The sequence below is a fragment of the Micromonospora sp. NPDC049201 genome, assembly GCF_055586805.1.
Window position 1 is genome coordinate 25,913 of the sequence record NZ_JBVJHM010000005.1, and the last position, 6,886, is coordinate 32,798.

7 protein-coding genes are annotated in these 6,886 nt (G+C 72.5%); 5 read left to right on the top strand and 2 right to left on the bottom strand.

Annotated features, from left to right (window positions below; all coding sequences use genetic code 11):
* Positions 1–124: 124 nt before the first annotated feature.
* The 5 genes from ACZ6O5_RS12780 to ACZ6O5_RS12800 all read left to right on the top strand — a co-directional run bounded on the left by ACZ6O5_RS12780 (position 125) and on the right by ACZ6O5_RS12800 (position 4,984).
* Positions 125–1,282 carry a DegT/DnrJ/EryC1/StrS family aminotransferase gene (locus ACZ6O5_RS12780; protein WP_465976790.1) on the top strand — a complete coding sequence of 386 codons (1,158 nt, stop codon included), beginning with the start codon at positions 125–127 and terminating at the stop codon, positions 1,280–1,282.
* Positions 1,279–2,400, top strand: coding sequence for a Gfo/Idh/MocA family protein (locus tag ACZ6O5_RS12785; protein ID WP_465976792.1), 1,122 nt, complete (start codon positions 1,279–1,281; stop codon positions 2,398–2,400). The genes ACZ6O5_RS12780 and ACZ6O5_RS12785 overlap by 4 nt, the downstream gene beginning before the upstream one ends.
* Before the next feature lie 34 nt (positions 2,401–2,434).
* Entirely contained in the window at positions 2,435–3,124 is a 690-nt protein-coding gene (locus tag ACZ6O5_RS12790; protein ID WP_465976794.1) for an HAD-IA family hydrolase, read from the top strand.
* 135 nt (positions 3,125–3,259) lie between these two features.
* Positions 3,260–4,399: a papain-like cysteine protease family protein gene (locus ACZ6O5_RS12795; RefSeq protein ID WP_465976796.1), complete on the top strand. Its 1,140-nt coding sequence runs from the start codon at positions 3,260–3,262 to the stop codon at positions 4,397–4,399.
* A 9-nt stretch (positions 4,400–4,408) separates the two neighbouring features.
* Positions 4,409–4,984, top strand: coding sequence for a hypothetical protein (locus ACZ6O5_RS12800; protein WP_465976798.1), 576 nt, complete (start codon positions 4,409–4,411; stop codon positions 4,982–4,984).
* A gap of 23 nt (positions 4,985–5,007) precedes the next feature.
* On the opposite strand, the gene ACZ6O5_RS12805 is transcribed toward ACZ6O5_RS12800, so the two are convergent.
* Positions 5,008–6,018, bottom strand: a complete 1,011-nt coding sequence (locus ACZ6O5_RS12805) for a 3-dehydroquinate synthase family protein (protein WP_465976800.1) — start codon at positions 6,016–6,018, stop codon at positions 5,008–5,010.
* The gene (locus ACZ6O5_RS12810) at positions 6,015–6,791 is read right to left on the bottom strand and encodes a hypothetical protein (RefSeq protein ID WP_465976802.1); all 777 of its coding nucleotides are present in this window, start codon (positions 6,789–6,791) and stop codon (positions 6,015–6,017) included. Before ACZ6O5_RS12810 ends, ACZ6O5_RS12805 begins: the two co-directional genes overlap by 4 nt.
* Positions 6,792–6,886: the final 95 nt, after the last annotated feature.

The window sequence follows — 6,886 nt, forward strand, 5'->3', positions numbered from 1 at the left end:
GCGCGGACCCCGCCGGCAGGGGGCGGTTAGGGGCGGCTAGGGGCCGTTAGGGGAGGTCAGCGCCGTGCCGGCTCGGTTAGCGTCCTGCCGGGCCGTTCCAATCTGGATCAGGGAGTGGGACATCATGAGTGATCTGTCGGCACCGGAGTTCCCCGAGTGGCCGCAGTTCGGCGACGAGGAACGGACCGGCCTCATCCGGGCCCTGGAGCAGGGCCAGTGGTGGCGTGTCGGAGGCAACGAGGTCGACACGTTCGAGGCCGAGTTCGCCGCGTACCACGGGTCGTCGCACGCGCTGGCCGTCACCAACGGCACGCACGCGCTGGAGGTGGCGCTGGAGGTCCTGGGCGTCGGGCCGGGCACCGAGGTGATCGTCCCGGCCTTCACGTTCATCTCGTCGTCGCTTGCCGCGCAGCGCCTCGGCGCGGTGGCCGTGCCGGTCGACGTGGACCTGGACACCTACTGCGTCGACCCGGACGCGGTGGCCGCCGCGATCACCGACCGGACCCGGGTGGTGATGCCGGTGCACATGGCCGGGCAGTTCGCCGACATGGACGCACTCGACAAGATCACCTCCGACGCCGGCGTCGCGCTGCTCCAGGACGCCGCGCACGCGCACGGCGCGCAGTGGCAGGGCAGGCGGGTCGGTGAACTCGGCTCCGTCGCCGCGTTCAGCTTCCAGAACGGCAAGCTGATGACCGCCGGCGAGGGCGGCGCGGTGCTCTTCCCCGACGAGGAGAGCTACGAGAAGGCGTTCCTGGTGCACAGCTGCGGCCGGCCCCGCACCGACCGGGACTACCTGCACCGCACCACCGGCTCGAACTACCGGATGAACGAGTTCAGCGCCGCCGTGCTGCGGGCCCAACTGTCCCGCCTGGACGGTCAGATCGCGGTGCGCGAGCAGCGCTGGCCGCTGCTGGCGAGCCTGCTCGCCGAGATCCCCGGCGTGGTGCCGCAGGGACGCGACCCGCGCGGTGACCGCAACCCGCACTACATGGCCATGTTCCGGATCCCCGGCATCACGCCGGAGCGCCGCCGGGTCGTGGTCGACGAGCTGATCGCCCGGGGCATCCCGGCGTTCGTCGCGTTCCGCGCCATCTACCGCTGCGACGGCTTCTGGCTGGCCGGCGCGCCGGACGAGACCGTCGAGCAGATCGCCGAGCGGTGCCCGAACGTCGAGCAGATCCACGCCGACTGCGTCTGGCTGCACCACCGCACGCTGCTCGGCACCGAGGAGCAGATGCACCAGATCGCCGCCGTGCTCGCCGACGTGCTGGCCGGATGACCGGGCCGCAGCCGGCCGCCGCGCCGGGGCGTACCGTCCGGGTCGCGGTGGCCGGTCTCGGCTGGGCCGGGCGGCAGATCTGGCTGCCCCGGCTCGCCGCGCACCAGCGGTTCACGGTGACCGCCGTGGTCGACCCGGACGCCGCCGCCCGGGACCGGGCCCGCGCCGCGCACGGCGTGCCCGACGCGTACGCCGACGTGGCCGACCTGCCCACCGACGCCGCCGACCTGGTGGTGGTGGCGGTCCCCAACCACCTGCACGCCACCGTGGCGGCCCGGCTGCTGCGCCGGGGTGTACCGGTGTTCCTGGAGAAGCCGGTCTGCCTCACCTCCGCCGAGGCCGACGAGTTGGCCGACGCCGAACGCGCCGGTTGCGCGGTGCTGCTGGCCGGCAGCGCCGCCCGTTACCGCGCCGACGTGCGGGCCCTGCTGCGGGCCGTGGTCGACCTCGGGCCGGTCCGGCACGTCGACGTCGCCTGGGTACGCGCCCGGGGCGTGCCCGACGCCGGCGGCTGGTTCACCCGGCGGGACCTCTCCGGCGGCGGCGCGCTCGTCGACCTGGGCTGGCACCTGCTCGACACGGTGCTGCCACTGCTCGGCCCGGCGCCGATCGCGCACGCGGTGGGCAGCGTCTCCGACGACTTCGTCAACGACGGCGCCGCGCAGGCCGCCTGGCGCGGCACCGCCGGGCCCGGTGGACGTGGCGACGTCGAGGACACCGCCCGCGCGTTCCTGCTCACCGCCGACGGCGCGTCCGCCGCGCTGCACGCCTGCTGGGCGTCGCACGAGGCGACGGACCGCACCACCATCTCCGTGCACGGCACCCACGGCTCGGCGACGCTGCGCTGCACGTTCGGGTTCAGCCCGAACCGGGTCGGTGCGCCGGAACTGACCCGCACCCGCGACGGCGAGACCGTCGCGCTGCCGCTGGCCGCCGAGACCATCGGCGCCGAGTACGACCGGCAGCTCGACGCGCTGCCCGGCCTGCTCGCCGCCGAGGCCAGCCGGGGCGTGGCCGCCGCCGACGCCCGCCGCACCATCGACGCCATCGAACGTGTCTACCGCTGCGCCCGGCCGACCCCGCCGGTGCCCGCGCTGGCGGGAGCGCGCGACCGGTGAGAACCACCGGGCGACCTCACCTTCGGGAGCAGCCATGAGCCAGCCACCGTCGACCGTCGGCGCCACCGTCCTCGCCCGGCGTACGGGCCCGATCCGCGCGGTCGTGTTCGACCTCGACGGGGTCGTGGTCGACAGCTCGGCGGTGATGCGTGAGGCGTTCAGCGTCGCGTACGCCGAGGTGGTGGGCGGCGGTCCGGCGCCGTTCGAGGAGTACAACAAGCACATGGGACGGTACTTCCCGGACATCATGCGCCTGATGGGGTTGCCGCTGGAGATGGAGGCCCCGTTCGTCCGGGAGAGCTACCGGCTGGCGCACCGGGTGCCGCTGTTCCCCGGCGTCCGCGAGACGCTGGAGGCGCTGCACGAGCGCGGTGTCCGGATGGCGGTAGCCACCGGCAAGAGCGGTCCCCGCGCCCGGTCCCTGCTGGACCTGCTCGGCGTGCTCGCGCTCTTCGACCACGTGATCGGCTCGGACGAGGTGCCCCGCCCGAAGCCGGCGCCGGACATCGTGCTGCGCGCGTTGGAACTGCTCGACATGCCGCCCGGCGTGGCCATGATGGTCGGTGACGCGATCACGGACCTGACCAGCGGCCGGGAGGCCGGCGTGACCACGGTGGCCACCACCTGGCACGGCGGTGACGTGACCGCGCTGCTGGCCGCCGGCCCCGACCTGGTCGCGCACAAGCCCGAGGAGCTGTTGACGCACTGCCCGGCGGTGCGCTGAGGCACGACCGGAGCTGCCCTGTCGTCCCGGGCACGCCGACCGTCGCGGCGGGTGTCAATGCTCGGTAATGGGTTCGTGCAAAAGATTTAATGCAAAAACACTCGCTTGTGCTGATCTTCGCATCGATCAATACTGATGACCGAGCGTGGGGTGTCGCATACATCGAGTGAGTCCTCACCTCGTCGCCGTGTCGCCCTCCACTATCGCCGCGTCACGGATCTCGGCCTGCTCAAAAGCAGTCTCAAGACGGAGAGGGGGGCGGATATGCCCTTGTCGTTGGCGGACCTCAGGAAACTCGGGGACACCCCGATCACGATCGAGTCGAAGACCTACCCCGAAGTGTGCCTACGCATGGACGGGACCGGAGTGCCCACCACCATGGCGGGTGGCGGAACGGTCAACTGCAACTTCCGCGCCGCGGACCAGGAGAAATTCAAGCTCCGCGATCACGGCAACGACACCTTCTCGATCGAGTCGATCGCCTTCCCCGGCATCTACCTGCGCATGGTCGCCGTCGACGTCAATTCCCAAACCACCACCGGTGGCGTGGTCAACTGTCAGCTCAATGCCGACGGCGGCGGTCACGAGACGTTCAAGTTCCGCGCCCAGGCCGACGGTTCCTACTCCATCGAGTCGCTCGCCTTTCCGAACGTCTTCCTGCACCTGGTCGGCACCGGCGTGACGGCGCACACGGCCCAGGGCGGTGGGAAGGTCGACTGCCGCTTCAACGCCAACGGCGGCGCCGAGGCGACGTTCACCGTCAGCATGGCCAGTCAGAGCCTGGACTTCTCCAACGCCCAGTTGCAGTCGCAGACCTGGTGGTGCTGGGCCGCCAGTTCGGTCAACATCGCGAGGTTCTACAACCCGAACACCACGCAGACCCAGTGTGCCCAGGCCAACGCGCAGTTCGGCCAGAACAAGTGCTGCAACGCCGCCGACGCCGGTGGCGCGGACTGCAACCGGGGGTCCTGGCCGACCGACGCCCTGACGCGAATGCGCCACCTGAAGGAGGAACTGTTCCGCGCGCTGACGCCCGTGGAGGTCGCGGCCGAGTTGGCGAAGTCGCAACCGGTCGGGGTCGACACACACTGGCGGAGCGGCGGAGGCCACATCGTCGTGATCCGGGGACGGTGGGAATCCGGCGGCACCGAATGGCTGAGAATCCACGATCCCTGGGATGGGTTCGTGGACGTGACATTCGATACCTTCGTGAACAACTACACCGCTGCCGGCGGGGTCTGGTCCCGCAGCTATCGGACCGTGCGCCAAGCCTGAGGAGCTGAGATGCCACTACACGTTCCCGAGCCACCGCACGGCCAGGCCGACCAGGTGAAGTCGAAGCTTCACAGGTTCGCCGACGAGGGCAGATTCACCGGCAAGGCGCTACGCGGCGCCCGGAAAGAACAACTCGACGTGTCCACCCCCCACCAGGTCTTCACGATGGGGCTCGACGACATCCTCGCCGGGGGCGGTGTCGACCGGACGCAGCCCGCGGGTTGGCGCTACCTGATCGAGGACAGCGGGCAACCGATCGCCAGCGCCGAGACCTCAGCCGGCCCGGAGGGGACGCAGGAGGTGTCGAAGTTCACCGAGGGGCCGTTCGTGGCCGCCACCGACAAGGCCATGAAAATCGTCCGGAGGCTGCCCAAGCTGGCCGCCGCCGGCTACGAGCTGCGGCTGTTGCGCATCCCCGTCGTGTACCAGATGGCGTTGTGGCTGCACTCCGCGGAAGAAGACCTGCTGGTGCCGTTGGAACCGTCGCCCATCGGCAAGGAGGGCAAGGCCATGCCGGCGGACGAGTTCTTCAGCGACCTGACCGAGCTGGCCCGCGCCGCGTCCTTCCGGACCGAACCGAACTGATCGCGCCGCTGATCCGGTACCGCCTACATCCCGGCCAGGGCGGCGCGGACCTCGGTCTCCGGCACGTCGGGGACCAGCTCCGGGCCGGCCTGGCCGTCCAGCACGAAGGACAGGCCGGCGGTGGACTTCTTGTCCCGCCGCATGAGCGCGATCACCTCGTCGGCGTCCACCCCGGACGGCAGTCTGGTGTCCAGCCCGTAGCCGGCCACCACCTCGTGGTGCTCGGCCACCCGGGCGGGGGTGATCCGACCGAGCCGGCCGGCCAGCCGTCCGGCGAACACGGTGCCCACGCCGACCGCCTCGCCGTGCCGCAGCCGGAAGTCGGTGGCCCGCTCCAACGCGTGACCGAGCGTGTGACCGTAGTTGAGGATGTGCCGCAGCCCAGCGTCGCGCTCGTCGGCGGCGACCACCCGGGCCTTGAGCGCCACGCACGCGGTGATCTGCTCGGTCACCGTCCGGCCGCGCAGGTCGCCGGCGCCGATGAAGTGCGCGCGGGCGATCTCGCCGTAGCCGTTGCGTCGCTCCACCTCGGGCAGCGTGCCCAGGTAGTCGGTGTCGCAGAGCACCGCGCGCGGCTGCCAGTAGACGCCGACCAGGTTCTTGCCCTCCGGCAGGTTCACCGCCGTCTTGCCGCCCACGCTGGCGTCCACCTGGGCCAGCAGCGACGTCGGCAGGTGGACCACCGCGACGCCCCGGTGGTAGAGGCCGGCGGCCAGGCCGACCACGTCGGTGGTGGTGCCGCCGCCGCAGGAGACCACCGCGTCGGCGCGGGTCAACCCGAACTCGGCGAACGCCCGGCACAACGCCTGCACGGTGGCCAGCGTCTTGTCGTGCTCGCCGTCGCGGGCCGGCACCACCCGGTGCGGCACGCCCGGGTCGGGCGTCCACTCCGGCGGCCGGGCGGACACCACCACGACCCGGCGGGCCCCGATCCGCGCCACCTCCGCGGCCAGCCGGTGCCGCACGCCCGGACCCACCAGCACCGGGTACGCGCGGTCGCCCAGTGCCACGTCGACCCGTTCCACGACGGTCATCCAGCTCTCCCCTGTGGTGCGGCGACGGTCTGCCCGGCCAGCCGCAACGCCAGCGCGGCCAGCGAGTCGACGGCCGCATCGATGCCCCAGCGACGGTGGCTGAGCTGGGCGTGCTCGGCGACCAGGAAACCGCGCGGCGCGGCCGGGTGGTCCTCGGCCAGCAGCTCGGTGACCCGGTCCAGGTAGCGCCGCCAGGCCGCCGACACCGGATCGTCGGCGAGCGGCAGGTCGGCGGCGGCCAGCACGATCTTGTCGGCGCCGGCGTGCGCCTGCGCGGCGAGGTGCCGGCGCTGCGCCCCGGTCAGCGTACGACTGCGGTCCTGCCAGTGCAGGAACAGGAAGGCCGCCCGGTCGCCGGCCGGCAACAGCCCGCACAGGTGCCGCAGGTGCGCCACCGCGAGCGGCAGCTCCAACCCGGCCAGCCACGGTGGTTCACCGCCGAGCAGACCCAGCGCCACCTCGCTGCCGGCGTGGGCGAGCGGTCCGCCCCGGGCCGGGTCGCGCACCACGTACGCCGGGGGCGCCGGCCGGGCCGACGGGCCGAGCCGGTCCCGCGCCAGGTCCAGCGCGGCGGGCCCGGCGTGCAGGCCCAGCCGCAGCCGGGTCGGACCGGGGGAGTCGAGCCGGTCGAAGAACCAGCAGCCGCCCGGGTCGGCGGCGCGCAACTCGGACACCAGCCCCGCCAGCACCGTGCCGACCAGCTCGGCCGCCCGCGCGTCGACGCATCCCCCACCGGGCACGGCGAGGTCGGCGAACAACCAGGAGCGTTCCATGGCACCTCGACTGTCGGCGGTGGTACGCGGCGTCCTCGGGGCGTGCCCATCATCACCGCGCCGGCCCGCCGGAGGGCCCGCACGCGGCCGGGAAC

Coding starts and splice junctions, on each gene's coding strand:
- ACZ6O5_RS12790 (WP_465976794.1), top strand. CDS start 2,435: ATGAGCCAGCCACCGTCGACCGTCGGCGCCACCGTCCTCGCCCGGCGT.
- ACZ6O5_RS12785 (WP_465976792.1), top strand. CDS start 1,279: ATGACCGGGCCGCAGCCGGCCGCCGCGCCGGGGCGTACCGTCCGGGTC.
- ACZ6O5_RS12795 (WP_465976796.1), top strand. CDS start 3,260: ATGACCGAGCGTGGGGTGTCGCATACATCGAGTGAGTCCTCACCTCGT.
- ACZ6O5_RS12805 (WP_465976800.1), bottom strand. CDS start 6,018: ATGACCGTCGTGGAACGGGTCGACGTGGCACTGGGCGACCGCGCGTAC.
- ACZ6O5_RS12810 (WP_465976802.1), bottom strand. CDS start 6,791: ATGGAACGCTCCTGGTTGTTCGCCGACCTCGCCGTGCCCGGTGGGGGA.
- ACZ6O5_RS12780 (WP_465976790.1), top strand. CDS start 125: ATGAGTGATCTGTCGGCACCGGAGTTCCCCGAGTGGCCGCAGTTCGGC.
- ACZ6O5_RS12800 (WP_465976798.1), top strand. CDS start 4,409: ATGCCACTACACGTTCCCGAGCCACCGCACGGCCAGGCCGACCAGGTG.